Origin of the sequence: Salinispora oceanensis (genome assembly GCF_000383575.1) — a bacterium.
GTDB lineage: Bacteria > Actinomycetota > Actinomycetes > Mycobacteriales > Micromonosporaceae > Micromonospora > Micromonospora oceanensis.
Genome location: NZ_KB911579.1, coordinates 1,088,780 through 1,114,094 on the forward strand (window position 1 = coordinate 1,088,780; position 25,315 = coordinate 1,114,094).

General features: G+C 70.0%; 26 protein-coding genes. 14 read left to right on the forward strand and 12 right to left on the reverse strand.

Translation table 11 applies throughout. From position 1 onward, the window contains the following. The 3 genes from SALPAC4_RS0104830 to SALPAC4_RS0104840 are packed head-to-tail and all read right to left on the reverse strand — an operon-like array spanning nt 1 to nt 2,739. The gene (locus SALPAC4_RS0104830; protein WP_019869384.1) at nt 1-957 is read right to left on the reverse strand and encodes an ABC transporter ATP-binding protein; all 957 of its coding nucleotides are present in this window, start codon (nt 955-957) and stop codon (nt 1-3) included. After that, complete coding sequence (locus SALPAC4_RS0104835; RefSeq protein ID WP_019869385.1) at nt 954-1,832, reverse strand: ABC transporter permease; 879 nt, start codon at nt 1,830-1,832, stop codon at nt 954-956. Before SALPAC4_RS0104835 ends, SALPAC4_RS0104830 begins: the two co-directional genes overlap by 4 nt. Further along, entirely contained in the window at nt 1,825-2,739 is a 915-nt protein-coding gene (locus SALPAC4_RS0104840) for an ABC transporter ATP-binding protein (RefSeq protein ID WP_019869386.1), read from the reverse strand. The genes SALPAC4_RS0104835 and SALPAC4_RS0104840 overlap by 8 nt, the downstream gene beginning before the upstream one ends. A 125-nt stretch (nt 2,740-2,864) precedes the next feature. Between SALPAC4_RS0104840 and SALPAC4_RS0104845 the strand changes: the two genes are divergently transcribed. Beyond that, the gene (locus tag SALPAC4_RS0104845) at nt 2,865-3,443 is read left to right on the forward strand and encodes a DM13 domain-containing protein (RefSeq protein WP_019869387.1); all 579 of its coding nucleotides are present in this window, start codon (nt 2,865-2,867) and stop codon (nt 3,441-3,443) included. 91 nt (nt 3,444-3,534) lie between these two features. After that, nucleotides 3,535-5,061 carry an adenylyl-sulfate kinase gene (gene cysC, locus SALPAC4_RS0104850; protein WP_019869388.1) on the forward strand — a complete coding sequence of 509 codons (1,527 nt, stop codon included), beginning with the start codon at nt 3,535-3,537 and terminating at the stop codon, nt 5,059-5,061. Nucleotides 5,062-5,333: 272 nt separating this feature from the next. On the opposite strand, the gene SALPAC4_RS0104855 is transcribed toward cysC, so the two are convergent. From SALPAC4_RS0104855 to SALPAC4_RS0104865, 3 genes are all read right to left on the reverse strand, one after another. Then, nucleotides 5,334-6,548: an NADP-dependent isocitrate dehydrogenase gene (locus SALPAC4_RS0104855; RefSeq protein ID WP_019869389.1), complete on the reverse strand. Its 1,215-nt coding sequence runs from the start codon at nt 6,546-6,548 to the stop codon at nt 5,334-5,336. Between the two features lie 184 nt (nt 6,549-6,732). Beyond that, nucleotides 6,733-7,683 carry a malate dehydrogenase gene (locus tag SALPAC4_RS0104860; RefSeq protein ID WP_018729222.1) on the reverse strand — a complete coding sequence of 317 codons (951 nt, stop codon included), beginning with the start codon at nt 7,681-7,683 and terminating at the stop codon, nt 6,733-6,735. Between the two features lie 122 nt (nt 7,684-7,805). Continuing rightward, nucleotides 7,806-8,666 carry a bifunctional methylenetetrahydrofolate dehydrogenase/methenyltetrahydrofolate cyclohydrolase gene (locus SALPAC4_RS0104865; RefSeq protein WP_018729221.1) on the reverse strand — a complete coding sequence of 287 codons (861 nt, stop codon included), beginning with the start codon at nt 8,664-8,666 and terminating at the stop codon, nt 7,806-7,808. Nucleotides 8,667-9,095: 429 nt separating this feature from the next. On the opposite strand from SALPAC4_RS0104865, the gene SALPAC4_RS0104870 reads away from it, so the two are divergent. From SALPAC4_RS0104870 to SALPAC4_RS28230, 9 genes are all read left to right on the forward strand, one after another. Next, the gene (locus SALPAC4_RS0104870) at nt 9,096-10,697 is read left to right on the forward strand and encodes a peptide ABC transporter substrate-binding protein (protein ID WP_027644401.1); all 1,602 of its coding nucleotides are present in this window, start codon (nt 9,096-9,098) and stop codon (nt 10,695-10,697) included. Between the two features lie 89 nt (nt 10,698-10,786). Continuing rightward, nucleotides 10,787-11,725: an ABC transporter permease gene (locus tag SALPAC4_RS0104875; RefSeq protein WP_026271333.1), complete on the forward strand. Its 939-nt coding sequence runs from the start codon at nt 10,787-10,789 to the stop codon at nt 11,723-11,725. Next, a complete protein-coding gene (locus tag SALPAC4_RS0104880; protein WP_018729218.1) occupies nt 11,718-12,686 on the forward strand; it encodes an ABC transporter permease in 969 nt (322 codons plus the stop codon). The genes SALPAC4_RS0104875 and SALPAC4_RS0104880 overlap by 8 nt, the downstream gene beginning before the upstream one ends. Nucleotides 12,687-12,691: 5 nt before the next feature. Beyond that, entirely contained in the window at nt 12,692-13,777 is a 1,086-nt protein-coding gene (locus tag SALPAC4_RS0104885; protein WP_019869391.1) for an ABC transporter ATP-binding protein, read from the forward strand. Further along, nucleotides 13,761-14,801 carry an ABC transporter ATP-binding protein gene (locus tag SALPAC4_RS0104890; RefSeq protein ID WP_019869392.1) on the forward strand — a complete coding sequence of 347 codons (1,041 nt, stop codon included), beginning with the start codon at nt 13,761-13,763 and terminating at the stop codon, nt 14,799-14,801. Before SALPAC4_RS0104885 ends, SALPAC4_RS0104890 begins: the two co-directional genes overlap by 17 nt. Before the next feature lie 149 nt (nt 14,802-14,950). Further along, nucleotides 14,951-16,144: a helix-turn-helix domain-containing protein gene (locus SALPAC4_RS0104895; RefSeq protein WP_019869393.1), complete on the forward strand. Its 1,194-nt coding sequence runs from the start codon at nt 14,951-14,953 to the stop codon at nt 16,142-16,144. A 146-nt stretch (nt 16,145-16,290) separates the two neighbouring features. Then, nucleotides 16,291-16,536: a hypothetical protein gene (locus SALPAC4_RS26070; RefSeq protein ID WP_080640847.1), complete on the forward strand. Its 246-nt coding sequence runs from the start codon at nt 16,291-16,293 to the stop codon at nt 16,534-16,536. After that, entirely contained in the window at nt 16,533-16,721 is a 189-nt protein-coding gene (locus SALPAC4_RS26075; protein WP_027644400.1) for a hypothetical protein, read from the forward strand. Before SALPAC4_RS26070 ends, SALPAC4_RS26075 begins: the two co-directional genes overlap by 4 nt. Next, nucleotides 16,718-17,020, forward strand: coding sequence for a hypothetical protein (locus SALPAC4_RS28230; RefSeq protein WP_027644399.1), 303 nt, complete (start codon nt 16,718-16,720; stop codon nt 17,018-17,020). The genes SALPAC4_RS26075 and SALPAC4_RS28230 overlap by 4 nt, the downstream gene beginning before the upstream one ends. Here SALPAC4_RS28230 and SALPAC4_RS0104910 read toward each other — a convergent pair. Together SALPAC4_RS0104910 and SALPAC4_RS0104915 are read right to left on the reverse strand one after the other, a co-directional pair. Then, the gene (locus SALPAC4_RS0104910) at nt 16,971-18,236 is read right to left on the reverse strand and encodes an ATP-binding protein (protein ID WP_019869395.1); all 1,266 of its coding nucleotides are present in this window, start codon (nt 18,234-18,236) and stop codon (nt 16,971-16,973) included. The two genes, SALPAC4_RS28230 and SALPAC4_RS0104910, sit on opposite strands and share 50 nt — an antisense overlap. An 84-nt stretch (nt 18,237-18,320) precedes the next feature. Next, nucleotides 18,321-18,722 carry an ArsR/SmtB family transcription factor gene (locus SALPAC4_RS0104915; RefSeq protein WP_027644398.1) on the reverse strand — a complete coding sequence of 134 codons (402 nt, stop codon included), beginning with the start codon at nt 18,720-18,722 and terminating at the stop codon, nt 18,321-18,323. A 46-nt stretch (nt 18,723-18,768) separates the two neighbouring features. Between SALPAC4_RS0104915 and SALPAC4_RS0104920 the strand changes: the two genes are divergently transcribed. Beyond that, nucleotides 18,769-19,533, forward strand: a complete 765-nt coding sequence (locus SALPAC4_RS0104920) for an SDR family NAD(P)-dependent oxidoreductase (protein ID WP_019869397.1) — start codon at nt 18,769-18,771, stop codon at nt 19,531-19,533. Nucleotides 19,534-19,539: 6 nt separating this feature from the next. On the opposite strand, the gene purH is transcribed toward SALPAC4_RS0104920, so the two are convergent. Continuing rightward, nucleotides 19,540-21,111, reverse strand: a complete 1,572-nt coding sequence (gene purH / locus SALPAC4_RS0104925) for a bifunctional phosphoribosylaminoimidazolecarboxamide formyltransferase/IMP cyclohydrolase (protein WP_019869398.1) — start codon at nt 21,109-21,111, stop codon at nt 19,540-19,542. Further along, nucleotides 21,108-21,728: a phosphoribosylglycinamide formyltransferase gene (purN, locus tag SALPAC4_RS0104930; protein ID WP_018729209.1), complete on the reverse strand. Its 621-nt coding sequence runs from the start codon at nt 21,726-21,728 to the stop codon at nt 21,108-21,110. The genes purH and purN overlap by 4 nt, the downstream gene beginning before the upstream one ends. A 215-nt stretch (nt 21,729-21,943) precedes the next feature. Between purN and SALPAC4_RS25065 the strand changes: the two genes are divergently transcribed. Further along, nucleotides 21,944-22,606, forward strand: coding sequence for a DUF4190 domain-containing protein (locus tag SALPAC4_RS25065; protein ID WP_019869399.1), 663 nt, complete (start codon nt 21,944-21,946; stop codon nt 22,604-22,606). Between the two features lie 14 nt (nt 22,607-22,620). Here SALPAC4_RS25065 and SALPAC4_RS0104940 read toward each other — a convergent pair whose 3' ends face one another. Then, on the reverse strand, nt 22,621-23,889 hold the full coding sequence (locus tag SALPAC4_RS0104940; RefSeq protein WP_027644396.1) for a cell division protein PerM: 1,269 nt from the start codon (nt 23,887-23,889) through the stop codon (nt 22,621-22,623). Nucleotides 23,890-24,114: 225 nt separating this feature from the next. Between SALPAC4_RS0104940 and SALPAC4_RS0104945 the strand changes: the two genes are divergently transcribed. After that, nucleotides 24,115-24,366: a hypothetical protein gene (locus tag SALPAC4_RS0104945; protein ID WP_019869401.1), complete on the forward strand. Its 252-nt coding sequence runs from the start codon at nt 24,115-24,117 to the stop codon at nt 24,364-24,366. Between the two features lie 61 nt (nt 24,367-24,427). Here SALPAC4_RS0104945 and sucD read toward each other — a convergent pair whose 3' ends face one another. Continuing rightward, nucleotides 24,428-25,315, reverse strand: a complete 888-nt coding sequence (sucD, locus tag SALPAC4_RS0104950; protein ID WP_019869402.1) for a succinate--CoA ligase subunit alpha — start codon at nt 25,313-25,315, stop codon at nt 24,428-24,430.

Consider the following 25,315-nt stretch of genomic DNA (forward strand, 5'->3'; position numbering starts at 1 on the left):
TCAGGCCTCCACCAGGTAGGAGAACACGCTCTCCAGGGACTCGTCCTCGGGCACCAGCTGCCGCACCCGGATTCCTCGGGCCGGGGCGATCTTGGGCAGCGCCCGGGTGAAGGCGCCGTAGTCGCTCACCCGTACGGTCAGCCCGGCCTGGCCCAGCTCCACGCCGGCCACCGATGGTTCCGCCATCAGCGCCACGGCGAGCGCTCGGTCATCGGTGGACCGGATCGCGAAGACGTGCGGCCGGTTGGTCATCAGCCGGCGGATCGTCCGGAAGTCGCCGGAGGCGGCGAGCCGGCCGGCGACCATCACCTGCACCGTGCCGGAGAGCTGCTCGACCTCCTCCAGAATGTGCGAGCTGAACAGGATGGTGCGCCCGGCGCCGCCGAGGCGGTGCAGCAGGTCCATCATGTGCAGCCGCTGTCGCGGGTCCATCCCGTTAAACGGCTCGTCGAGCAGCAGCACCTGCGGGTCGTGGACCAGCGCCGCCGCCACCCGGGCCCGCTGCCGCATGCCCTTGGAGTACGTGCCGATCCGGCGGGACTGCGCCCCCTCGAGCTCGACGAGGGCGATCGCCCGGCGCGCGGCCTCCGTCGGGTCCGGCAGCCGGTGCAGCCGTGCACTGGCCAGCACGAACTCGTACGCGGTGAGGAAGGTGTGCACGGCCTCTCGTTCGCTGACCAGGCCCAGTCGCCGGTAGACCTCGGGGTTACGCCAGGTGGGCGCCCCGTCCAGGGTCACCGCGCCACGGGACGGCGCGAGGAAACCGGCCATCATGTGCAGCAGCGTCGTCTTGCCCGCACCGTTGGGGCCGAGCAGGCCAGTGACCCCCGGCCCCAGGCTCATGCTGATGTCGTTGACGGCGACCACGTTGCCGTACCAGCGGGAGACCCCCGCCAGGTCCAGTCGGCTGCCGGTGGGGGCCGGCGTCGACTTCGGCTCCACACTGGTCACGCTCATCGGGTGGCCACCTTCCGGTAACGGGCCAACAGCAGGACGACACAGCCGGCCACGAGCAGCACGGCCGCGAGGGCGTAGAGCGGGCCGAACCCACCGATGGGCAACCCATCCCCGCCCTCGAAGAGCAGGTCCCCGAGCGCCCAGGTGCCCACGCCGTTGACCATGGTCATCGGGGAGGCGAGGAAGGCCAGCTCATTTATTGTCCGCGCGGGCAGGATGGCGAGGATGCCGACGATTGGCGTGGTCATCAGGAAGACCGCGACGATCCCGCCGGCGGCGAACGCCCGCTTGCCGGTGAGCGCGGCGACCAAGAGGCCGATCGCGCCGAAGACCGCCGCCCAGAGACCGGCGTAGAGCAGCCCCGGCAGCAGGTCGAGCAGCTCGTTCCAGACCCCCCGCGGCCCCTCGTCGAGGGTGAAGGCGGCACCGAGGAACATCACCAGCTGCGGGCCGCCGAGCAACAACCAGAGCGCGGTGACCAGGGCGAGGAGCTTGGCCAGCGGATAGTCCGACCGGGCCAGCGGCCGGGAGAAGTACAGTGGCAGTACTCCGCTGCGCAGGTCGCGACTGACCAGTTCGGGGGCGGCGACGGCGACGAAGAAGATGGTCAACCAACCCATCGTGGTGGGGAACTGCGCGTACGTCATCACCACCTGACCGACCTGGCTCCGGACAGCGGCGACCACAGCGGCGACCACGATCACGATGCCCACCACCAGCCAGGGGAAGATCTTCGCCTTGGCGCTGCGGCCGAAGCCGAAGACCGTGCGCAGCCCGTGCAGGTAGAGCGCGCCGAACACCGAAGCTCGGCCGAGGCGGGGGCCCGTGTAGCGCTGGTAGCCGATGTCGTGAATGACTCCGGTCGACTCAGACATGGCTGGGCTCCCTCGTGGCGAACAGCTCGGCCACCCGGTGGCGACGCTGGTCCAACCGGTGCAGCGGCAGGTCCAACTCGGCGACCGCGCCGAGGATCTGATCATAGGTGTCGTCATCGGCCAGCTCGACGAGGAGCAGGCGGCCGTCCCGGCGGACCGGCAGCCGCAGTGCGGCCAGGCGGGCGGCCAGTTCCTCGGTGCCCTCGCTGACCTCCACGGCGAGCACGTCGGTGGCTGAGGTCATGGCGTCGATCCGGTCGGCCCGCAGCAGCCGGCCGCCATCGATGGCGACCAGTGTGTGGCAGATCCGCTCGACCTCGCCGAGCAGGTGTGAACAGACCAGCACCGAGATGCCGAACTCGGTGCCGATCCGGTGGATCAGGGCGAGCATCGCGTCCCGCCCCGCCGGGTCGAGCCCGTTGGTGGGCTCGTCGAGCAGCAGCAGGTCCGGGTCGTGCACCAGGGCCTGGGCGAGCTTCACCCGCTGCTTCATGCCGGTCGAGTAGCCGCCGACCGGACGGTAGCGCTCCTCGTAGAGCCCGACGTGTCGCAGCGCCTCGCTGGCCCGCTCGCGGGCCACCGTCCGCGGCAGGCCGCTGACCCGGCCGAGGTGGGTGACCAGCTCGGCGGCGGAGAGGTCGGGTGGCAGGGCCTCGTGCTCGGGCATGTAGCCGACGCGCGCCCGAACCTGGTCGGGCTGGGTGGTCGGATCCAGGCCGAGGACCCGGACCTGCCCGTTGGTCGGCGGGAGCAGGCCGAGCAGGATCTTGATCAGGGTGGACTTGCCGGCGCCGTTCGCGCCGACGAGGCCGACGATGCCGGGCTCGACCACGACGGTCAGCTCGGCCAGCGCGGTGACCCCACCCCGGTAGGTTTTGGTCAGCGACTCGGTCGCGATGAGTGCCACGCCCCCACCCTAGGCAAGCGCCGCCACCTTCCGACACCCGACGCGCCCCTGATCATTCCCGTAGGGGGCGGCAGCCGTAAGGCTCCGGTAATTCCCCTACCGGCCCCCGCCGGCAGACTGGAGGCATGGCTTCAAGACTGCTGCGCGCCCCGCTCACCTGGGTCGCGGTCACCGTTCTCGCCGCCGGCACCGCCTTCGGTCTCTACTGGTTCCAGCCGTGGAAGCTGGTCACCAATACCGAGGTGAACGAGGAGCTGACGGTCGTGGCCACCAAAGCGCCACCTTCGGCCGCCAACTCCACCCCAGACGACAGCTCCACACCAGACGAGGGTTCCGCCCCGGACGCCGGCCCGACGATCGTCCGCAGCGGCGAGTTCATCACCCACGAACACGACACCAGCGGCACCGCCCGGATCATCCGCACCGCCGACGGCAAGCTGCGGCTGGAACTGGTCGGCCTGGCCACCTCCAACGGCCCTGACCTGCGGGTGTGGTTGACCGACCAGCCGGTCCGGAGCGGCGAAGCCGGGTGGCATGTGTTCGACGACGGCCACTGGGTCGAGTTGGGCCGGCTCAAGGGCAACCGCGGTGACCAGGCGTACGACATCCCGGCCGAGGTGGACCTGGACAAGCTGAGCAGCGTGTCAATCTGGTGCAAACGGTTCGCGGTGTCGTTCGGCGCGGCCCCCTTGGCCGCTGCCTGAAGTCCGGCCGCGTCCCCATCTCCTGGAGTGGCACTCGACCGATCCCCCGGTCGGCTGAGAAACTAGTGCCGAACAGTGACTTGGGGGGTTCATGAGTAACGGTTGGGTGGCGCCCGACGAGGTGCTGCGGGACGCGCCGGCGTACTCGCCCCGCCCGGGTGAACTGGCCGACCTGGAGCTGCTCCTCACCGGGGCATACACCCCGCTGACCGGCTTCATGACCCGCGCCGATTTGGTCTCGGTGAGCCGGCGGGGCCGGCTCACCGACGACGCTCCCTGGTCGGTGCCGGTGACGCTCCAGGTCCCCGCGGCCCTCGCCGAACGGCTCGACGTCCGGGATCCGACCCGCCGCACGTTGGTGCTGACCGACGGCGAGGGGGCCCCGATGGCCGCGCTGGAGGTCGCCGACGTCTGGCCGGTCCGGGACGGGGTGACGGGGGTCGGTGGTCCGGTGCGTCGGCTCGGCGACGGCGGACACGGCCCGTTCCAGCGGCTACGCCGCACCCCGGCGGAGATCCGCTCGCTACTGCCGCCCGGCCGGGTCCTCGGGGTGGTCGCCGACCGGCCGCTGCACCGGCCGCAACTCGCCCAGATCGCCCACGCGACCCGCACCCTCGGCGCCCACCTGCTGGTGCTGATCCCGATCGGTGAGGACGGCGGCGACCTGCCGCCGGAGGCCCTGGTTCGCAGCGTCTTCGCCGCCCGGGACCGGATGCCGCCGGCGACGCTGATCGCCGTTCCGCTGCCCCGCCGCCGCGAGGAGATCAGCGACGCGCTACTCCGGGCGCGGGTCTCGGCGGCGTACGGAGTGACCCATCTGCTCTCCACCGGCGAGATGCTCTCCGGGGCCGGGCTGCGGGTGCTGGTCCCGCGGGAGTTGGCCTACGACAACCGCGACGGGCAGTGGCGGTGGCGGGAGGACATCCCGCCGCGCAACCGGCGGCAGGCGCTGACCCAGGCCGAGATCGACGACCTGCTGGACCGGGGATTCCCGCTGCCGGAGTGGCACACTCCGCCGGCGGTGGCAAAGGAGTTGGTGCACGCCCGCCCACCCCGCCGCTACCGAGGCTTGGTCATCTTCCTGACCGGCCTCTCCGGATCCGGCAAGTCCACCATCGCCCGCGGTCTCGCCGATGCCCTACGGGAGCAGGGCGAACGGACGATCACCCTGCTCGACGGCGATGTCGTGCGCCGGGAACTGTCCGCCGGGCTCGGCTTCAGCAAGGCCGATCGGGACGCGAACATCCGCCGGATCAGCTGGGTGGCGGCCGAGATCGCTCGGCACCGGGGGGTGGCGATCTGCTGCCCGATCGCCCCCTACGAGCAGGCGCGGGCCGCCGCTCGGAAGATGGCACTGGCCACCGGGGCGGGCTTCCTACTGATCCACGTCTCCACCCCGCTGGAGGTCTGCGAGCAGCGGGACCGAAAGGGCCTGTACGCGCGCGCCCGCGCCGGCCTGCTGACCGGGATGACCGGAGTGGACGACCCGTACGAGGAACCGACCGACGCCGACCTGACGGTCGACACGACCGATCTGACGGTGGAGGAGGCGGTGCAGGAGGTGCTGCACCAGCTGGCCGAGACGGGCTGGGTCGAACCCCGCCACCCGAGCGTGTAGTTCCCCGTCGCCGGGGCCCGGGACGAGTGGCCCGGGGTGCGGGGGGCCCGGGACAGGGCCCCCCGCTGGGAAGGGACGGCTGGCTGTGCGTGACAGCCGGGAAAGCTGACAGGCGACGCACGTCGCGGGCGACCGCGGTCAACCTTCCTGGACGCGACTGGCATCTCGTCCACCTGGGTCAACGAGGCGCGCCGGAGAAAGTCGCGCCACCCGCCGACTTGCCCCCACCCGCCGACTACCCGAGCGGTAGTCGGCGGCCCCGCCGGTCGGGATCAGGCGAGCTTGCGGGCCAGGTTCTCGTCCAGCGCGTGCATGAACTCGTCGGTGGTCAGCCACGGGGCGTCCCGCGAGATGAGCAGCGCGAGGTCCTTGGTCATCTGGCCGCCCTCAACGGTCTCGATGATGACCTTCTCCAGCGTGTTGGCGAACTCGGTAACCGCCGGGGTGCCGTCGAGCTTGCCCCGGTGGGCCAGCCCCCGGGTCCAGGCGTAGATCGAGGCGATCGGGTTGGTCGAGGTCTTCTCGCCCTTCTGGTACTGCCGGTAGTGCCGGGTGACGGTGCCGTGCGCGGCCTCGGCCTCGACGGTGCGGCCGTCGGGGGTCATCAGCACGGACGTCATCAGGCCGAGCGAGCCGAAGCCCTGCGCGACGGTGTCGGACTGCACGTCACCGTCGTAGTTCTTGCAGGCCCAGACGAAGCCGCCCTCCCACTTGAGCGCCGCGGCGACCATGTCGTCGATCAGCCGGTGCTCGTAGCTGATGCCGGCCGCCTCGAATTCGGCCTTGAACTCGGCCTCGTAGACCTCGGCGAAGATGTCCTTGAACCGGCCGTCGTACGCCTTGAGGATGGTGTTCTTGGTCGACAGGTAGACCGGGTAGCCACGGTCGAGGCCGTACCGCATGGAGGCGCGGGCGAAGTCCCGGATCGACTCGTCGAAGTTGTACATGCCCATGGCGACCCCGCCGCCGGGGAAGTCGGCGATCTCCATCTCGACCGGCTGGGTGCCGTCGGTCGGCGTGTAGGTGATGGTGACCTTGCCGGGCCCGGGGACGACGAAGTCGCTGGCCTTGTACTGGTCGCCGTGGGCGTGCCGGCCGATGATGATCGGCTTCGTCCAGCCGGGCACCAGCCGCGGCACGTTGGACATGATGATCGGCTCACGGAAGACGACACCGCCGAGGATGTTGCGGATGGTGCCGTTCGGCGACCGCCACATCTTCTTCAGGCCGAACTCCTCGACCCGCGCCTCGTCCGGAGTAATCGTGGCGCACTTGACGCCGACGCCGTGCTCCTTGATCGCGTTGGCGGCGTCAACGGTGGCCTGGTCGTCGGTCTCGTCCCGGTGCTGGATCGAAAGGTCGTAGTAACGCAGGTCGACATCGAGGTAGGGCAGGATCAACTGCTCCCGGATCTGCTTCCAGATGATCCGGGTCATCTCGTCGCCGTCGAGCTCTACGACCGGGTTGTTTACCTTGATCTTCGCCATCGGCCGGCGCTCCTCTCGGGGGACACATGCTCAAGCAGTACGAGCGTACTGCAAACAATCCCGGTCTCCCCAGCCGGCCTCATTTCACGGCCCCGAACCCTCGGCGGGGGCGATGGCGGCCCCATGGCCGAGTGGCGATGGCGGCCCCGCGACCGGGTGGCCACGGGGCGCTGCCATCGGATGATCACATGCTGGCGACGTCGCTCTGCTTGGCCCGGACCGCCTCGGCGGCCTCCTTCAGCGCGGCCCGCTCATCGGCGTCCAGGTCGGTCTCGACGACCCGGCGGACTCCCTGCGCGCCGATCTCCGCCTCCACCCCGAGGTAGACGCCGGCGATGCCGTACTCCCCGTCCACCCAGGCACAGACCGGCATGACCTCGCCGGAGTCCTCGGCGACGGCCTTCGCCATCCGGGCGGCGGCGGCCGACGGGGCGTAGTAGGCCGAGCCGGTCTTCAGCAGCGCCACCACCTCGGCGCCACCGTTGCGGGTCTTGACCACCAGCTCCTCGATCTGCTCAGCGGGCATCGCCTCGCGCAGCGGCTTGCCGGCCACGCTGCTCTTCGACGGAACCGGGACCATGGTGTCCCCGTGCGAGCCCAGCGTCAGCGTCCGCACCGACGCCACCGGTACGCCGAGCGCCTCGGCCACGAAGTTGGTGAACCGGGCGGTGTCCAGCATGCCGGCCTGGCCGAGCACCCGGTTGTGCGGGAACTGGGTGGCGATCTGGGCCAGCGCGGTCATCTCGTCGAGCGGGTTGGAGACCACGATCACGACGGCGTTCGGCGCGTACTTGGCGACGTTCTCGGCGACCTGCCGGACGATCTTGGCGTTGGTCTCCAGCAGGTCCATCCGGCTCATGCCCGGCTTGCGCGGCAGGCCGGCGGTGACGACGACGACATCCGAGCCCTCAATGGCCTCGTAGCCCTCGCCGTTGGGGCCGGTGGTTACGCCAACCAGCTTGGTCTCGAAGCCCTCGATGGCCCGCGACTGGTTGAGGTCCAGGGCGAGACCCGCCGGCTTGCCCTCCACGATGTCCGTGATCACAACGGTGTCGAAGACGTCGTACTCGGCCAGACGCTGCGCGGTGGTGGAGCCGTAGAAGCCGGCCCCGACGACAGTGACCTTCTTACCCATTGACGTCCCACTCCCTGATACCAGTCGGTTTTTCCGGACCGTATCAGCCATCCTGGCACCGATCCGGTCAGGGGCGGATGGTTATGACCCCGATGCGTGCGCTTCGGTGCCGCTGCGGGACTTCAGCCGCGTTCGGCCCGCTCCACGACGTTGGTCAGCAGCATCGCGCGGGTCATCGGCCCCACTCCGCCAGGCATCGGGACCAGGGCCCCGGCCACCTCGGTGACGCCGGGATCCACGTCGCCGGTGTAGCGGCCCTTGCCGTCGGGGCCGATCACCCGGGTGATGCCGACATCCACCACGACCGCACCCGGCGTGATCATGTCTGCGGTGAGCAGCCCCGGCACCCCGGCGGCGACAATCACGATGTCCGCGGCCCGGGTGTGCGCGGTGAGGTCGAGGGTGCCGGTGTGGCAGAGGGTGACGGTCGCGTTCTCGCTGCGGCGGGTGAGTAGTAGACCGAGCGGGCGGCCGACCGTGTTACCCCGACCAACCACGACGACCCGGGCACCGCGCAGCGCGACGTCGTGCCGGCGAAGCAGCTCGACGATCCCGCGCGGGGTGCAGGGCAGCGGGCCCGGGTAGCCGAGCACCAGCCGGCCCAGGTTGACCGGGTGTAGACCGTCGGCATCCTTGTCCGGGTCGATCAGCTCCAGCACCCGCTGGGTGTCGAGGTGGCCGGGGAGCGGTAGCTGCACGATGTAGCCGTGACAGGCAGGGTCCGCGTTCAGGTCGCCCAGTACGGCGTCCACCTGCTCCTGCGTGGCGTCGGCTGGAAGCTCCCGCCGGAGCGAGGCGACGCCAACCTCGGCGCAGTCCCGGTGCTTGCCGTTGACGTACGCCTGGGAGCCGGGATCGCCGCCGACGAGGACGGTGCCGAGACCGGGGGTGACACCTCGTTCCGCCAGAGCCTTCACGCGCACCCGCAGCTCGTCCTTGATCTCGGCTGCGGTCGCCTTGCCGTCCAGAAGCGTCGCCGTCACCTCCAGATCGTCTCACGCCAGCGACCGAGCGGGCCGACGACCCGGGCAGCCGATGACCGGGTGTGCTGTGTCCGGGGTCACCGGGACCGCCTACTACAGTGCGATAAGTCACTCTGAGTAACGCAGGCCGGGTCAGAACTGGACGACCACCCGCGGGCGGGGGCACGCCGGACAGTCGGCGAAGGTCCGTTCGACCCCGACTTCGCGGGTCGACACGGCTCGGCCAATCCGCCGATTCGGTACACAAATCCGCAGGTAGGAGCGATTAGCTAGCACGGAAGGGTGCCACCCACAACCCCTGCCCCCACCCTCCGTTACGGCTTCGCAACCCTTCCGTTGTCGATCGCTGACCGGCGGCCTACCGTTGCCGGTCGTTGCGCAGCGTTACCCAGCGTCGGGTCCTGCGCAGCGTGAGGATGAGGAGGCTTCATGCGCGTTCGTAGACTCGCCGCCTGGACGGCCCTCCCGCTTGCGGCGACCCTGGGCCTGGTGGCCTGCGGCTCCGGCAGCGGTGGTTCCGGCGGGACCGACCCCAACGCGGCCGTGCGGATTGAGATCGCCGAGCCGCAGCACCTGGTTCCGACCAACACCAACGAGACCAGTGGCTCGCAGGTGCTCGCTGCCCTGTTCAGCCCGCTGGTCGATTACGACGACGCCCACCAGGCGTACGAGGTGGCAGCCGAGTCGGTGACGTCCGAGGACAACATCACCTGGACGATCAAGCTCAAGGACGGCTACACCTTCCACAACGGCGAGCCGGTCACCGCCGACAACTACATCGACGCCTGGAACTACGGCGCCTACGCCCCGAACGGCCAGGGCTCGAGCTACTTCTTCGAGAAGATCGCCGGGTACGAGGACCTTCAGGGTGAGACCCCGGCGGCGCAGACGCTGTCCGGCCTGGAGAAGGTCGATGACCTGACCTTCACCGTGACCCTGTCCGCGCCGTACTCCGACTTCCGGACCATGCTCGGCTACAACGCCTTCTACCCCCTGCCGAAGGCGGCATTCTCGGAGCCGGGCGTGCTCGACGAGGGCTACGAGCAGGCGCCGATCGGGCAGGGCCCGTTCAAGATGAAGGGCACCTGGCAGCACGACTCCCGGGTCGAGGTCGAGCGGTACGACGCCTTCCCCGGCGAGCAGCCGAAGGTGGCGGGCGTCGAGTTCCGGATCTACCAGCAGCCGGCCGCCGCGTACGCGGATGTCCTCTCGGACAACCTCGACGTGATCAAGATGATCCCGACCGAGAACCTGTCGACCGCCCCCACCGACCTGGGGGACCGGTTCCAGACCAGCCCCGGGTCGACCTTCCAGTTCCTCTCCTTCCCGACCTACCAGGAGGAGTTCAGCGACCCGGACGTGCGGAAGGCGATCTCGATGGCGATCGACCGGGAGGAGATCACGAAGGCCGTCTTCAAGGACTCGCAGGCGCCGGCCCGCTCATTCGTCTCCCCGGTTGTCGCGGGCTACCGCGAGAACACCATCGGCGACGCCGGCACCTTCGACCCGGCCAAGGCCAAGGCGCTCTACGAGAGCGCGGGCGGCCCGAGCCAGATCGAGATCTCGTACAACGGCGACGGCGGCCACAAGGACTGGGTCGACGCCACCTGCAACCAGCTCAAGGCAAACCTGGATGTGGCGTGCGTCGGCAGCGCCGAGCCGAAGTTCTCCGACCTGCTGACGAAGGTCAAGGCGGAGCAGCCCGTCGGCCTGTTCCGGATGGGTTGGGTCATGGACTACCCGTCCATGGAGAACTACCTGGGCCCGCTGTACACCAGCAACGGCTCGTCGAACTTCTACGGCTATGAGAACCCCGAGTTCGACAAGCTGGTCGCCGAGGGTTCGTCGGCGGCCTCCGAGGAGGAGGCGATCGCGAAGTACCAGCAGGCCGAAGACCTGCTGGCCGAGGACATGCCGGTGATCCCGCTGCGCTACGGCCAGAACGTCTTCGGGCACTCGAGCAACGTCACGAACGTGGAGATGGACCTCTTCAACCGGGTCGACCTGCTGAAGATCGAAGCAGTCCAGTAGTTCCGTAGCGAACGACGTGGTCGGGTCACCGGGTAGCTGGTGACCCGACCACGCCTCCCCTTCGCCCTTTTTCAGAGAGACTGCCTAGTATGGTCCGCTTTATTCTGCGACGACTGCTCCAGATGGTCCTCGCCTTCTTCGGGACCACGCTGATCGTCTACGCGCTGATGTTCGCCGGTCAGGGTGACCCCATCCAGGCACTCGCCGGCGAACGCCCGGTCACCGACGCCCAACGGGCATACCTGACGGAGAAGTTCCACCTGGACCGGACCGGTATCGACGGCTTCTTCTACCGCTACTTCGACTACATCCGGAACCTGCTCCAGGGCGACCTCGGCGAATCCCTCACCGGACGGCAGATCGGCGACATCCTCGCCGCCGCCTGGCCGGTGACGATCAAGCTGGCCCTGATCGCGATGACGGTTACCGTGCTTGTCGGAGTCACCGCCGGTGTGCTCGCCGGAATTCGCCGGGCCAGCATCTTCGACAACTCGACGCTGCTGCTGACCCTGGTCGTGCTCGCCGTGCCGACCATCGTGCTGGCACCCATCGCGCAGTATTTCCTCGGCGTCCGGTGGCAACTCTTCCCGCCCACCGCCGGCGCCGACCCCGACTTCTACGCGCTCCTGCTGCCCGGGATCGTCCTCGGCTCCCTCTCCCTGGCCACCGCGCTACGGCTGACCCGGACCTCGGTGGCCGAGAACCTACGCGCCGACTACGTCCGCACCGCCCGGTCGAAGGGCCTGGTCAAACGACGGATCGTCGGCATCCACGTGCTGCGCAACTCGCTCATCCCGGTGGTCACCTTCCTCGGCGTCGAGCTGGGCAACCTGATGGGCGGCGCGATCATCACGGAAGGGGTGTTCAACATCCCCGGGGTCGGTTTCAACCTCTTCCGCGCCATCCGTACCGAGGACGGTCCGCTGGTGGTGGGGATCGTCAGCGTGCTGGTCGTGGTCTACCTCATCGCCAACCTGGTGGTGGACGTGCTCTACGCCGTACTCGACCCGAGGATCCGCTATGAGTGATTTCGAGACGGTGGCCGGGTCGGAGGACCCCAACGCCCGGCGCGGCCCCTCCGGCGAACCCAACGCGCCGAACCAGATCGGCGGCACCTCCGTCACCCCCGGCCGACCACGCAGCCTCGCCGGCGACGCCTGGCGGGACCTCCGGCGAAAGCCAATCTTCTGGATCAGCTCCGCGCTGGTCCTGGTGGTCACCGCGATGGCCGCCGTGCCCGCACTGTTCACCGCCGCCGACCCGGCCGACTGCCTCCTCTCCCGGCAGCACGCCGGCCCGTCCGGCGGAGCCATCTTCGGGTACGACTTCCAGGGCTGCAACACGTACGCCCGGGCGGTCTACGGCGCCCGCGCCTCGCTCCTGGTCGGCGCCCTCTCCGCGCTGCTCACCGGACTGATCGCGCTCACCGTCGGCATGCTCGCCGGCTACTTCGGCCGGTGGATCGACGCCATCCTCTCCCGGGTGATCGACATCGTGCTCGGGATCCCGCTACTGCTCGCCGCGATCGTGCTGCTCAAGCGAGTCGCCAGCGACAGCGCGACGATCCGGATCGCGGCGGTCATCTTCGTCCTGGCGGTGCTCGGCTGGACGACGACGGCCCGGGTGGTCCGCTCGTCGGTGATCACCGCGAAGGAGCAGGACTACGTCTCCGCCGCCCGGATGCTCGGCGCGAGCAACAGCCGGATCATGTGGCGACACATCCTGCCCAACACGCTCGCCCCCGCCATCGTGGTATTGACCATCGCGCTCGGATCGTTCATCGCGGCCGAGGCGACGCTCTCCTTCCTCGGCATCGGGCTCAAGGAACCCACGATCTCCTGGGGCATCGACATCAACAACGGCCGGGTGCACATGCGGGAGTCGGCCACTCCGTTGATCGTCCCGTCGACCTTCCTCGCGCTGACCGTGCTGGCGTTCATCATGCTCGGCGACGCGATCCGAGACGCCTTCGACCCGAAACTCCGGTGAGCCCCATGCGCGGGAACCGGCCCACCCGTGGCAGCGAGCGAAAGGCAGACACCGTGTCCCAGTCCGCCGTCCAACCCACGCCCGCCTCCCCCACTCCGGAGGGCGGCCACCTGCTCGAGGTACGGGACCTGCATGTCGAGTTCCGCACCGGGGAAGGTGTGGCGAAGGTGATCAACGGTGTCTCGTACCACCTGGACGCCGGGGAGACCCTCGCCGTGCTCGGCGAGTCCGGCTCCGGCAAGTCGGTCACCGCCCAGGCGATCATGGGCATCCTGGACACCCCGCCCGCCATGATCCGCTCCGGGCAGATCCGCTACCAGGGCCGCGACCTGCTCACCCAGTCGGAGGAGCAACGCCGGCAGGTACGCGGCACCGAGATCGCCATGATCTTCCAGGATGCCCTCTCCGCGCTGAACCCGACCTTCCCGGTCGGCTGGCAGATCGGCGAGACGCTACGCCAACGGGCCGGGATGTCCCGCGGCGACGCCCGCCGCCGCGCGATCGAACTTATGGAGCTGGTCAAGATCCCGGCGGCGGCCAGCCGGCTCGGCGACTACCCGCACCAGTTCTCCGGCGGAATGCGGCAACGCGTCATGATCGCCATGGCGTTGGCGCTGAACCCGAAGGTCCTCATCGCCGACGAGCCGACCACCGCGCTGGACGTGACCGTGCAGGCCCAGATCATGGACCTCCTGGCCGACCTGCGCCGAGACCTCCGCATGGCGATGATCCTGATCACCCACGACCTCGGCGTGGTGGCCGGCGTTGCCGACCGGATCGCCGTCATGTACGCCGGGCGGATCGTCGAACACGCCGACGTCCGGTCGCTGTACAGGTCCCCGGCCCACCCATACACCAAAGGGCTATTGGAATCGATCCCGCGGCTGGACTTCCACGGCCAGCAGCTGTCGACCATCCGGGGCCTGCCGCCGAACCTGATGCGGATCCCCTCCGGCTGCCCCTTCCACCCCCGATGCCCGTACGTCCAGCAGGTCTGCGTGGACGTCGTACCGCACGACCTGGTCCTCGGCGACGGCCGGACCAGCGCGTGCCACTTCGCGCAGGAGGTCCGCGATGACCGCGCCCGCTAGCCAGCCGAAGAAGGTACGCGGCGAACCGATCCTCGCCGTCGAGAACCTGGTCAAACACTTCCCGATCACCCGGGGCGTCGTCTTCCAGCGCCAGATCGGCGCGGTCCGCGCCGTGGACGGGGTCAGCTTCGACCTACGCCGCGGGGAAACCCTCGGCATCGTCGGCGAATCCGGCTGCGGCAAGTCCACCCTGGCCCGGCTGCTGATGCGGCTGGAGATGCCGACCTCCGGGGCGGCGACCCTGGAGGGGCGGGACCTCTTCGCCGCCCGTGGTGGGGAGTTGCGCCGGCTACGCCGCAACATGCAGATGGTCCTCCAGGATCCGTACACCTCGCTGAACCCGCGGATGACCGTCGGCGACATCATCGGGGAACCCTTCGAGATCCACCCGGAGGCGGCGCCCAAGGGCAGCCGGCAGCGGCGAGTCCAGGAACTGCTGGACATGGTCGGGCTCAGCCCCGAGCACATCAACCGGTACCCACACCAGTTCTCCGGCGGCCAGCGTCAGCGCATCGGCATCGCCCGCGCGCTCGCGCTGCGCCCCGAGGTGCTCGTCTGTGACGAGCCGGTCTCCGCGCTGGACGTCTCGATCCAGGCGCAGGTGATCAACCTGCTCGAGCAGCTCCAGGACGAGCTCGGCCTCTCGTACATCTTCATCGCCCACGACCTGTCGGTGGTGCGGCACATCTGCGACCGGGTCGCGGTGATGTACCTGGGTCGGATCGTCGAACTCGGCACCGAGGAGGAGATCTACCAGCGGGCCACTCACCCGTACACCCAGGCACTGCTGTCGGCGGTGCCGGTGCCCGACCCGGAGCAGCGGGACAACCAGAACATGATCCGCCTGATCGGTGACGTGCCGAGCCCGGCGAACCCGCCGAGCGGCTGCCGGTTCCGCACCCGGTGCTGGAAGGCGCAGGATGTCTGCGCCACCCAGGACCCGGACACCGTGCCGCGCGCCGCCGACCCGCACCCGTCCGCCTGCCACTTCGCCGAACTCCGCGAGCCAACGTCCCCCTCCTGACGACCGCCGACCACCGATGCGCTGCTTCCCGGGCAGGATCGCTGGCACGCCTCCGTATCGGTGCCGGCGAGTACCGTCAACTGTGGTGGCGCGCCGGAGTATCGGCCGGCGGTCCGCCGCCCAGAATCGCTACCTGGGAGGCGACGATGATGGACCAGACGACCTTCGGTGCACGTCTACGCGCCCACCGCGAACGTGCCGGGAAGACCCGACCGGTCCTCGGCGGTCTGGTCGGCCGCAGCGCGGAGTGGGTCAAGGCATTGGAGAACGGCCGCCTACTTCCGCCCCGCCTTCCCATGCTGCTTCGCCTGGCTGAGGTGCTGGGGCTCGCCGACCTGGCCGACCTGACCGGAGATCAGACCCTGCCCGTGGCATCGGTGACCCGCGCTGGTCATCCCGCACTCGACAACGTCGCCGCCGCGATGCAACGCTCTCCCCTGCCGGTCGGTCCGGCTACTCGGGTCGAGGTGCTGCGCGGCTTGGTCGGTCAAGCGTGGGAGTTGTGGCACCGTTCGACGACCGAACGAACGGCGGTCGCCGGGATACTTCCCGGGCTGCTGAACGAAGCGCAGAGCAGCGCTCGCCGGCTGGACGGGCTGGCCCGCCGACAGGCGCTCGTCGAACTGGCCCGGGTCTACCACCTCGCCCAGTTGTACCTGGCCCACCAGCCGTACCCAGAGTTGGTGTGGCTGGCCGCTGACCGGGCGATGCTTGCCGCGCAGGACGCCGACGACCCGGCCGCAATCGCGGCGGCCGGCTGGTACTACGCCCACGTTTACCGCGGAGCCAACCAGATCGACGCCGCCGAACAGGTGCTTGTCGACGCTGCCGCTCTGGTGGACCCGGCCGCCGACGACGAACAGTTGGCCCGGTGGGGGCAGGCCCAGCTCGGCATCGCGCTGGGGCACAGCAAGGCTGGTCGAGCCGGGCAGGCATGGCGGGCATGGGACGCCGCCGACGAGGCCACCGGCCGGCTTGGCAGCGGGTACACCCACCCGTGGTTGATGTTCGGACCAGCGGCCTGTGCGACGTACGCGGTCACCATCGAAACGGACCTGTGCCGACCGGGTGCAGCGGTCCGGCGCGCGGACACCATGGACTACCGTGCGCTTCCGTCGTGCACCCGTCGAGCCGCCGCCCTTATCGAGGGCGCACGGGCCCATGTGCTGCACCGAGGTGAGGTGGCCGCGGTGCACCTGCTCGGACGGGCACTGCGGGAGAGCGTGGACACGGTGCGACACCATCCGTACGCCCGCACCGCTGTCCTGGAGCTATCCAGCCGGCCCGGCATGGTCGGGGAGGACGCTAGGGAACTTGCCCTCGCGATCGGCGTACTGGGGTAGCGCTCCCTCAGGTACAGACTCTCCCCGCCGCCACCCGCGACCGCTCGTAGCGTCCAGGTCACTGGCGGCGGGCAACCATCCCGGCCCCGCTCCCGAGAGTGCCGGAACTCGCCGCCGCCTTATGGCATTCGGCGAAAGGCGAACCCGTGGCAGCCTCTTCCAAGCTATCCAGCGTGGTGCGGTGGTTACTGCGGCGGCAGGAGTTGCCGCCACGAACGCGGATCGGGGAGCACCACCAGGCGATTGAGCAGGAAGCGGCCCGGCGGCGGCTGCTCGACCAGGCGAGACGGCTACGGGACACACAGTGGCACCGCGAACCGACTCAGCCCGCGCCCCCTACCCCGACGATGATGGAGCAGCGCACCGATGGTGAGACCAGGGGCCATCGGTGAGACCGGCGACCGACCAGCAGGAACAGACGATCCTCGCCGCGCACGTACCCGGACCTGACGGCATGTGCACCGGTTGCCGCGCCTGGTGGTCGCGGCTGACGCCGTACCCGTGCTCGCAGGCCGACTGGGCAACCAGCCGGCACGCCCGCAGAATCACCCACCGATTCCTGCGCGGTGCCGGATGACCGCCCACAGCCCGGTCCCCCGAGCATGGACCTGCAGCGGCTGCGGCCTGCCCTGGCCCTGCCCAACCCGAAGGCAGGAGCTACAGGCAGGGTACGACCGCGCCCCGGTCTCGCTGGCCCGCTACCTCGGCGCGCACCTCGTCCAAGCCACCGCGGACCTGCCCTGGACCCCCGCCGGAATCCTCCACCAGCGTTTCCTCGGCTGGACCCGCAGCCGTGCGGTCCACGCCAGCGGCACGCGGGAAGACCTCAGTGCGGTCGATCTCCGGTCGGGGCAGGTAGCTGCCACAAGGCGCTGACGGGCAGTGCGCGCAGTCGGTCGCCGAATGGCAGCGTGGACGTGCCGGTGTAGAGGACAACACCAGCGATGAAATCGTCGCCGAGGCGGTCGGCGAGTCGGCGCAGCCCCCGGAAGTCGCCGGGTCCGACCGTGCTGGCGGCTTTGACTTCGACCCCGACGACCTGTCCGGATCGGTTCTCGAGCACCGCGTCGACCTCGTACTGGCTCTGGTCGCGGTAGTGGTACAGCTCGACGAGCTGCTCGGACCAGGTGAGCTGACGAGAAAGCTCGGACAGCACGAATGATTCGAGCATCGGGCCGAATGGGGCCCCCGGCCGGAGCAGCGCCCGGGCATCAGTCGCAAGCTCGTTGGCGGCGATACCAGCATCAACGAAGATCAGCTTCGCTGCGGCGGTGGCCCGGGTGCCCAGGTTGCGGGACCAGCCAGGGATCCGCTTGATCAGAAAGATCTCTTCCAGCGCCTGGAGGTAGCGGGCGATCGTCGGCCGAGTCAGTGCGAGTGCGGACTCGAGAGAGTTGGCGGCGATGATCGTCGCGGACCTGGCCGCGAGCAGGCGGATCAGCTGACGCAGCTCCCCCTTGTGCTGAATGTCGGACAACTGCCGGACGTCGCGGTCGATCAGCGCTTGGATGTACGCGTCGAAGAACCGTTGGCGGCGTCGCGGGTCGGCACGGGCCGTTGCTTCGGGCAGACCGCCGCGTACGATCCTGGCCGCGTAGTCGGCGCGGGTCACATCCGACTCGTGTCGCAGGTCGGCCCCGACCGTGAAGACAGCGTCAACGAATCCGTCCGGCTCGCCGTCGAGTTCGCCTTGGGAAAACGGCCAGAGTTCGATGGTTTCCATTCGGCCTGGCAACGCATCCGGGGCGGCCACCATGCCGAACAGCCGCGATGACCCGGTGAGCAGGTACCGGCCGGGGCGGGGGTCCTCGTCAACCGCCGCCTTGATCGCCAACAGCAACTCCGGAACGCGCTGAATCTCGTCAATTACCAGGAGTTCTGCAAAGCCCACGAAGCCGACCGGATCGGTAGCCGCTGCGGCCCGGTCCTGCGCCCGGTCGAGATCGTGCCGCTCGGCGAGCCGGTCCCCGGCGAGGACCCGAACCAGAGTGCTCTTGCCAGCCTGACGCGCCCCGTTGATCAGCACGACGCGGGTGTCCGCCAAGGCGGCGTTGACCTGCGCGGCGGCGTGGCGTGGGATCAGCTGAGGCACGCCTGATGATACCCCGGGGGTTTCGATCTGCGAGGCACTCGGCTTTCGATCCGCGGGGCATCTGACTTTCGATCTGCGAGGCCCTCAGCTTTCGATCTGCGGGGCTCCAGGCTTTCGATCTGCGCGGGCCTCGGGTAGGCCGTCCACGACGCCGACGTGGCCGCCCACGTCGTCACGGTGGGCGGCGTCGAGGACGGCGCCCAGCAGCCCGGGGAAGCGAGCGTCGAGGTCACCGCCACGAAGTTCGACGAAGCAGCGGGTGCCTTCCTGCCGAGTGCGGGTGATACCCGCGTCGCGGAGCACGCGCAGGTGATGGCTGAGGGTGGACTTGGCGACCGGCACGCGAAGTTCGCCCCACCCGCGTTCACGACCATCGGCGAGCACACGTACCAGGCCGACCCGGATGGGGTCGTTGAGAGCCCCCAGCACGTCGATAAGGGAGATCTCGTCGGGGTCGGGATGTCGTGCCCTTCTCATGGCGCCCATGCTACCTTGTTCGACGTTTCACGAACATCGAACAAGGAGATGGACTGTGAACGCCGGACCCTGCACCGATCTCACCGCACGAGTCGTTGTCGTCACCGGCGCCGGATCCGGCATCGGCCGCGCCACAGCACACGCGTTCGCCCGCGCGGGCGCAGAGGTGCTGGGTGTCGGCCGCCGCAAAGACGCCCTCGCGGAGACCGCCGCCGGACACCCCGCGATCGCCGTCCACCCGGCCGACCTGAACGACCCCGGCGCCCCGCAGGAAGTGATTGCCGCCGCAGTCGACCGCTGGGGACACCTGGACGTCCTGGTCAACAACGCCGGCACTACCAGGATCATGCCGCTGGCGCACACCACGGCGGCGGGCATCGCCGCCCTGTTCGACCTCAACGTCGTCGCGCCCAGCCTGCTGGCGCACACGGCCCTACCGCACCTGCGCCGAAGCCGCGGCTCGATCGTCAACGTCTCCAGCACCTACGGCCACCGGCCCCTACCAGGTGCCGCCCACTACGCGGCCGCCAAAGCCGCCCTCGAGCAGCTCACCCGGAGCTGGGCGGCAGAACTCGCGGCGGACGGGATTCGGGTCAACGCCCTCGCTCCCGGCCCAACCGAAAGCCAGGCGTTGGCCGCCGCCGGACTCGCCGACCCGGCCATCGAGGAGATCAAACGAGCAGAGGCCGCCCGCATCCCCCTCGGTCGCCGCGGTGAACCCGGAGAGGTCGCCGCGTGGATCCTGCGCCTGGCCGACCCGGCCAGCACCTGGCTGACCGGGCAGGTCCTCACTGTCGACGGCGGGCTGGAACTGACCTGAGCTCGGTCAGTGGAAGAAGTGCCGGGTACCGGTCAGGTACATGGTCACGCCGGCCGCCTTGGCCGCGGCGATGACCTCCTCGTCCCGGATCGATCCGCCGGGCTGGACGATCGCCCGCACCCCAGCATCGAAGAGGACCTTCGGACCGTCGGCGAACGGGAAGAACGCGTCGGAGGCGCACACCGCCCCCCGCGCCCGTTCGGCACCAGCCCGCTCCACCGCCAACCGGGCCGAGTCAACCCGGTTGACCTGCCCCATGCCCACGCCGACGGTCGCGCCGTCGCGAGCGAGCAGAATCGCGTTGCTCTTCACCGCTCGGACCGCCCGCCAGGCGAAGGCCAGGTCCCGCAGGGTCGCCTCGTCGGCGGCCTCCCCGGTCGCCAGCTGCCAGGCGGTCGGGTCGTCACCCGCGGCATCCACCCGGTCCCGTACCTGTACCAGCATTCCACCGGTGACCGGTCGCCACTCCGCCGCCGCCGGGGCGTAGGCCGGGGCGCGCAGCAGGCGCACGTTCTTCTTGCCCCGCAGCACCTCGAGGGCGTCGGGTTCGAAATCCGGGGCGACAACCACCTCGGTGAACACCTCCGCCACCTGCCCGGCGAGCTCGACGCCGACCGGTCGGTTCACCGCGATCACGCCACCAAAGGCGGACACGGGATCACAGGCGTGTGCCTTACGGTGCGCCTCGGCGACGTCCGCGCCCACCGCGATGCCACACGGGTTGGCGTGCTTGATGATCGCCACCGCCGGCTGGTCGGAGAAGTCGTTGGCGGCCCGCCAGGCGGCGTCGGCGTCAACGTAGTTGTTGTACGACATCTCCTTGCCGTGCAGCTGCTCGGCCTGGGCGAGCCCGGCGGGACTCGACGGGTCGGTGTAGAGGGCAGCCGGCTGGTGCGGGTTCTCCCCATACCGCAGCACGGCGTCGCGACGCAGCGCCAAGCCGGCAAAGCCCGGCCACGGCGCGTCCTCCTCGACCAAGTCCCGCGCGCACCACTCGGCGACAGCCACGTCGTAGTCGGCGATCACCGCGAACGCGCGGGCCGCGAGCGCCCGACGCTGCGCCAGGGTGAAGCCACCCGCCCGGACCGCCGCCAGCAGCTGGGGGTAGCCCGACGGGTCGGTCACCACGGCGACCGAGGCATGGTTCTTGGCGGCGGCCCGCACCATCGCCGGCCCACCGATGTCGATCTGCTCGACGCACTCGTCCTGCCCCGCCCCGGAGGCGACGGTCGCCTGGAACGGGTACAGGTTGGACACCAGCAGGTCGATCGCCCCGATGCCATGCTCGGTGAGCTGCCCAACGTGCGACTCCTTGCGCAGGTCCGCGAGGAGACCGCCGTGGATCTTGGGGTGCAGCGTCTTGACCCGGCCGTCGAGGATCTCCGGGAACCCGGTAACCGAGTCCACCGCGGTGACCGGCACGCCGGCACCGGCGATGGCCGACGCGGTGCTTCCGGTCGAGACGATCTCCACGCCGGCGTCGTGCAACGCCTGGGCCAGCTCGGCCAGACCGGCCTTGTCGTAGACGCTGACCAGCGCCCGCCGGATCGGGCGGCGCTCGTCCTGACTGGAACTCACGGAACCGTGACCTTTCTTCCGGTGATCGTCCAACCTGCACGGACCAGGCGACCCACCTGCTCAACGAGCTGGCGTCGCTCGGCCTCTTTGATGCGCTCGGTGAGCGTCTGCTCGTCGTCGCCGTCCCGGACCGGCACCGCGACCTGGGCGACGATCGGGCCGGTGTCCGTGCCCGCGTCGACGAAGAAGAGGGTGGCCCCGGTGATCTTCACCCCGTAGGCGAGCGCGTCGCGGGGCCCATGAATGCCGGGAAAGGCCGGCAGCAGGGTGTTGTGCGTGTTCAGATAGCGGTCGCCGAACGCGGCGAGGAAATGCGGGCCGACCAGCTTCAGGAAGCCAGCGGAGACGACCAGGTCAGGGGTGTGCTCGGCGACCCGCGCGGCAAGCGCGGCGTCCCAGTCGGAGCGAGTCGGATAGTCCCTCACCCGCTCAACGAAGGTCGGCACCCCCGCCGCCGCGGCCCGGTCCAGCCCGACGATGCCGTCACGGTCCGCCCCGACCGCGACTACCCGGGCCCCGTACCCGGGATCGGTGCCGGCGTCGAGCAGCGCCTGAAGGTTACTGCCGGAACCGGATACGAGAACGACGATGCGGGCGGCAGCTGCGGGCTCAGGCACCGGACAACCCTATCGGGGTGGTCCGGCCGCCGGTCCGCTGGGCGGCAAGCCGACGCTGCGTCAGCGACCGGACCAGGTACGCTGCCGGTCGCTTCCCCGCGCACCGGTAGCGACAGTTGTCCCGGTGTCGCACCCTGGTTCAAAGGAGTAGCGAGAGATGCAGCCCGGAATCCCGCCCCAGTCCTCGAACTCCTGCTGATCGACCGGGAGGACGCATGCAGCCCGACCCATCCAATCCGCAGCACGGTCCGTCCACCCCGCACGGTCCGTCCACCCCGCCGGCCGACCCGTACGCCCGACCGGTGGAGCCCCACGCGCCAGCGGCCGAGCCGTACGCCCCACCAGCGGACCCCTACCACCCACCTGTCGACCCGTACCACCCACCAGCGGACCCCTACCACCCGCCGGTCGACCCCTACCACCCACCGGTCGACCCGTACGCCTCGCCGGCTACCCCGGTTTCCCAGCAGCCGTACCCTCCGCCGCCGGTGAACCCGTACGCCATGCCCACCCCACCGCCGAACCCACCGCCGCCGAACCCGTACGCCACACCCGCCCCTCCGCCGTACCCGGGGCCCCACGGTGGGGTGCAGATGTACCCGAACGCGGGCTACCCGTTCCCGGCGGGCAAGCAGAACACGCTCGGACTGCTCTCCATGATCCTCGGCATCGTGTCGGTCCCGCTGGCCTGTGTCTTCTCTATCGGGCTGCTGGTGGGCATCGCCGCGGTGGTAACCGGATGGTTCGGCCAACAGAAGGTCGAGCAGGGGCTCGCGGACAATCGTGGCCAGGCCCTGGCCGGCATAACCTGCGGAACGATCGGCGCGCTGCTGAACCTCGGCTGGATGCTCCTGGAAGTCGTCGGGCTCGTCCTCTAGTCGCCTCGGTGGAGTCAGCCGCGGGACAGGAACCGGGCCGCTACCACGCCACCCAGCACGCCGGTCCCGGTCACCACGGTCGCCACCGCCGCCACCTGCCACGGCACCGGTCCGACCTCCGCCAGCCGGCCCGCACCCAGCGGGCCGGCTGACACTGCCGCCGCGCCCCCCACCAGTAGGCCCGCCACCGGGCCGGCGAGCACCGCCGGACGCAGCAGCGGCCCCCACTCTTCCCGGGCTCTGTTGCTGCCGGAGCGCAGCACCCGACGGGTCAACGACCAGCCCGCCAGCATCCCGACCAGAACCGGCACCGCGAGCAGGCCCGTGCCCAGGCCGTCCACCGGCCCACCGGGGAGGCCCGCCACCAGCGGTAGGGCCGGCAGCGCCCCCACCGTCACCTCGCTGGTCTGCACCGTGGTGTCCGTGCCAACCGCGAATCCGGGGCCGAGCAGGTAGCTGGTTGACCAGATCGCCGCGTTCGGGGCGTACGCCAGGTTGACCAGGGTGATCCCGGCCTGCCCCGCCACCCCGGTGTGGTAGGCCGCGATCAGGTCGGCCGCGTCACCGCCACCGGTCGCCACCGCCAGCCCCGCCACGCCGGCCCCCGCCGCAAGCAGCAGCAGCGCCGCGACCAGACCGGTCCGAATCCCCTCCCGCAGCGGTAGCGGCGCCCGCACGGCGAGCAGGTCACCGAGCCCGGTCGTACGAACCGCCCCGACGAGGGCAGCAACTGTGGCGACCGCGGCGAGAGTCAGGCCGGTCCGTACCGGCGACACGTCCAGCTCCCCGCCGCTGACCAGCAGGGCGGCGAGCACGCCGAGGATGGTGTACGCGACCCCGACCGCCGATGCGGCGACGAACGCGCGCTGTGGCGACCTGCTGCGCCGGGCACCGATGGCCCGGGTGACGTGCACCCCGGCCCGGATGAGTCGCCAGCCGGCGAGCAGGGTCACCGCCAGCGGAGCGAGCCCGAGCGGACCGGCGTTCGTCGTCAGCGGGACGCCGTGCCCGAGCAGCCAGCCGGCCAGCCCGACCTGGACCGCCCCGGGCAGGCTCGACGCACCCGCACTGAGCTGGAAGAACCAGAGCACCACTGCCACCGGCAGCCAGGAGGTGAGCGCCGCCCCGACCGCGGCGACGCCCGCGGCGACGGCCAGCGGCGGGCGACTCGGCGGTCCACCCGCCCGTGGCGCGGGGACCCGGCGAGCCGGCCCGGGTCGCCCCGGTGGGCGGGCACCCACCCGGGTGCGCCGGCCGGGCTGATCGGGGGTGACGGAGGACATCAGGTCCACTCTGACATGCCGCGGGGGCGGTGGCAGGTCGATAAACCCCCCGGGCGGGTTCGAGTTGCGTGATCCACCGTCTCCTGCCTCCGATCCGGTCTAGCCTCGGCCACAGGACGCCACCGCGGCCGACCGGTGGGTCAAGTGGGAACCTCCACCACCGGAGGTGTTGACCGTGGCCCCCTGCACCTCGGCGGGCGCGGCACCGATGCGAGGAGGCACGCCGTGACCGCTGCATATCCGCCGCCCGAGGCGGCGGCGGGAAGGGACCGGACGACGCTCTGGGGCGTACTCGGCATCGTCGTCGGCCTGCTCTGCTGCGGCATCCTCGGGATCGTCTTCGGCTACTTCTCGATCCGTGACGCTCGGCGCTTCGGCAACTCGCCGGTGCTCGGTTGGTTGGGCATCGCCTTCGGCGTATTCAACATCATCGCTAATGGGCTTCTCTACCTTGGCGGCAGTAACCCGTTCAGCTGAGTTGACGACTGGAGGGATCAGCCCGTGGATGGCCGATCCCTCCAGCTGTCGTCGCCGGGGCTCAGCCCGCGGACATGATCTCCCGCATCAGCCGGGCCGTCTCGGTCGGAGTCTTGCCGACCTTGACGCCGACTGCTTCCAGCGCCGTCTTCTTGGCCTCCGCCGTGCCGGCCGAGCCGGAGATGATCGCACCCGCGTGCCCCATCGTCTTACCGGGCGGTGCGGTGAAGCCAGCGATGTAGCCGACCACCGGCTTGGTGACGTTCGCCTTGATGAACTCGGCAGCCCGCTCCTCAGCGTCGCCACCGATCTCACCGATCATGACGATCGCGTCCGTGTCCGGGTCGTCCTCGAAGGCGGCCAGCGCATCGATGTGCGTGGTGCCGATGATCGGGTCACCACCGATACCGACACAGGTGGAGAAGCCGATGTCGCGCAGCTCGTACATCATCTGGTAGGTCAGCGTGCCGCTCTTGCTGACCAGGCCGATCCGGCCGGCACCGGTGATGTCGGCCGGGATGATGCCGGCGTTGGAGGCGCCCGGCGACACGATCCCCGGGCAGTTCGGCCCGATGATTCGGGTCCGCTCGCCCTGCGCCACGTTGTACGCCCAGAAGGCGGCGGTGTCGTGCACCGGCACGCCCTCGGTGATCACCACGGCGAGCGGGATGCCGGCGTCGATCGCCTCGATCACCGCGCCCTTGGTGAACTGCGGCGGTACGAAGATGACCGTCACGTTGGCGCCGGTCTCCCGCATCGCCTCGGCGACGTTCGCGAAGACCGGCAGCTGGGCGCCGTCGAAATCAACGGTGGTACCCGCCTTACGCGGGTTCACCCCACCGACGATGTCGGTGCCCGCGGCGAGCATCCGCCGGGTGTGCTTGGAACCCTCGGAACCGGTCATCCCCTGCACGATGACCTTCGAGTCCTTGGTCAGCCAAATCGCCAT